Annotated in this window: 2 protein-coding genes; both read left to right on the top strand. The window is 44.0% G+C overall.

Features of this window, described 5'->3' with window-relative positions; translation table 11 throughout:
* The first annotated feature begins 200 nt into the window (after positions 1-200).
* Positions 201-1,220 (top strand): hypothetical protein, encoded by a 1,020-nt coding sequence (locus QN379_RS23250; RefSeq protein WP_323507741.1) that lies wholly within the window; start codon positions 201-203, stop codon positions 1,218-1,220.
* Positions 1,221-1,261: 41 nt separating this feature from the next.
* Positions 1,262-2,338 carry a hypothetical protein gene (locus tag QN379_RS23245; protein ID WP_323507740.1) on the top strand — a complete coding sequence of 359 codons (1,077 nt, stop codon included), beginning with the start codon at positions 1,262-1,264 and terminating at the stop codon, positions 2,336-2,338.
* Positions 2,339-2,676 lie beyond the last annotated feature (338 nt).

Raw genomic sequence — 2,676 nt, 5'->3', positions numbered from 1 at the left:
GGCCGATATATTTGGTCATGGACGTTAGCAATTCTGGCAAAAAAGTGGGTTACCTATGGAACGAAGCGGAAAGACAATTGGAAAAGCAAACCGATCAATGGCTTCGGGGATATAGACATCTGATTGACGACGATCCGCAAATACTGAATTCCTTTACGCAGAATTTTCCTCTGCACTCATCCTCAGCGCGCGTCTCGGATATGTTGTACAACAACAAGCTCATCAAAGAAGTCAGGCAGATTAAATACCAAAGTTTCTTTGATCATTTGCCGGAGCAGTTGGATCTGGGTGTGCACAGCGTTGGAGATCGTGAATACATCAAAATTGAAGATGAATTTTATTTGGTTGAGAGGCAATTACTACCAACTAATGAGCGCTGTATTATTGGCGAGTCGATGCCGGAAGACCTGCGCCTTGATATGCAATATGACGGCGCCACTTGGCAGATATCGAATAATCATTTGATTACGCCTAAGCCCACGCTTCCGAGCGGTGTAACTTCTTATCAGGAGGCGTTACAACGAGGCTTCAATTTGCCTGAAGGATGGTCAGAGCCAATCATGTACGCTGATAATACTAATAGCGAGCAATTTATTTTTAGTTTTCAAGATAAAAGTGGGCGCACCAGATATCGCCACGGCCCAGACCGAAAAAATGCATTTGAAGTGCTCTCCAACGACGAATTTGACGAAAAGCGATGCCGGTTGCGGCGTGCACTGCCCGATAGTCTCCAAGCAAGTTGTAGCACGGAGGGCCTGAACATTGTAGCATTACCGTCGGAGTCCGAGCGCACAACTGCAATAAGGCGACTGGTTGCATTGGATGTTGAAACACGTCCTTATTATGAGCGTTCGCTATTGCGGCTAGAAATTGTTCGCGATGCTGAAAAAATTCAAAGTGCATTCCCTGCGAATCCCCAACTGGCACGACATTTCAACGCCTTAATCACCCGTATGACCGATAACCCGGATTTAGATTTGTCCGAGACAATAAATAAAATGAAGTCTTTAGATTGGGGAGGTAATACTTTAACTGAGTATCAGTTGGACGGCGTTAAGATTTTTTGGGACAAAATGAAGTCGCAGTTAGCTGCAGAATCCTTTGACGATTTTGGAGGAGAGACCGAGGCGCTTAACGAGGTCTGTGATACGAGTCTGCAACTCTGCGAAAATCAGCACACTTATCGTCAACTCCTAAAAGTTTATGGCGAAAAAAAATAATATTAGACCACTTGGATAATAACTATCAAACCGATTACGTCATGCCACAGCAAAGCGTCACAACCCGCCTATGGAGAACAGTATTTGGTCCTGCTTTAACGTCGAGTTTTGCCAAGGTTGGCGGCTGGACATTCAAGACACATGCAAGAGGTATATCTGAAATAAGTAGTATGTATGGGCCATACTTTGCAGACGACATTAATACCGCCTACGTCAATAGTCATCGTCTTGCGGAACAGTTGGCTAACTGGTCGAAAGACTCTCCTCTGGAATTCTGGATGCACGCCTCTGCATTTTTTCACGTAAAACCTGAAGGGCTAACAGATGCTTATAAACAGAAAGTAGAACGAATACTGGTGAGATTTAAGAAAGTGACTAACCCCATCAGGACCGATATAATTTGTGTTATATCGGCTTCGGTCAGTCCGGAGGGCATACAGTACCGATATAATCCGCAAGAACATGCGGATGGCGTTCCCCAGGAAGCTTCGTTATTTGCTAGCGTGATCACGGCATACACATATGAAGATGGCCCGAAGCGAGGTAAGCTTCACCTGACCACATCAGCATTTTTATCGCCAATCAATAGAGCCGGTCAGCTGCAGGAGACCTTGCAACATGAGTTATCACATTTAGCCATTCCGAATAGCGTCGAGGAAATTTACCTTAATGCTGACAGATCAAAATATGGTTACTACTCGGAAGATGGAATGCGGCGTAATGCCGACGCGATACTCAGTTCGCAGGCCGCATTCATACAATATGCGAAGGATATCTCAGAAGTGAAGCCTAGTTTTCTACAGCACTTCAGGACTGTGTTGCCGAACAGCTTAAAGCAGCATCTACCCGAAGGAATTGAAGGCGGTGAAATCAGTTCAGCGCGTTTTAAGGACTTTGTAAAAAAAGTATTCGAAGGGCCTGCTGATGAAAAAGTACGTGCATTTATGATGCCTGATATATTTATTGCATGGTGTCAGTACATGTCTAAAGTATTACCCATGAATATTGTTGAGCACGGAGAATTCAGACATAAGCGTGAGACGTCGCCCAACGACATGAATACCCAGATTCAAAGACTTTTGGCACGTGAGTTATTTTATAAAAATAGCAGCGAATAGCAATAATTATTCGCGGCGGTTCTTACTTGGCCTGCCAGTTATCCAACTTAATGTCGGTGATTATCAGGTCAAATGAAGTTTTTCAGTATGGCGATTTATATTGCCAAGCCTTGCTTCAGTTAGTTCGTTTGCAATGGCACTGCTTGACGCCATCCACCCAATTCTCCGATGCAATGTAGGCTCTCCAGTATTGTTCGGCGGGCTAGTGTAATTTCAATATGGCATCCCGATATCGTATTTAAGAAATAGCGTGCACAACATGAAATCCTATCTCAAATACCATTCTTCGTATTAAAAATACTCCTATCGCACATCGATGCATCTGATAAGTTGCTAAT

Source organism: Glaciimonas sp. Gout2, from assembly GCF_035018905.1.
In the GTDB taxonomy this organism is placed as follows: Bacteria; Pseudomonadota; Gammaproteobacteria; order Burkholderiales; family Burkholderiaceae_D; genus Glaciimonas.
Note: the sequence above shows the minus strand (reverse complement) of the source record. Positions and strands in the feature narration are given on the sequence as shown.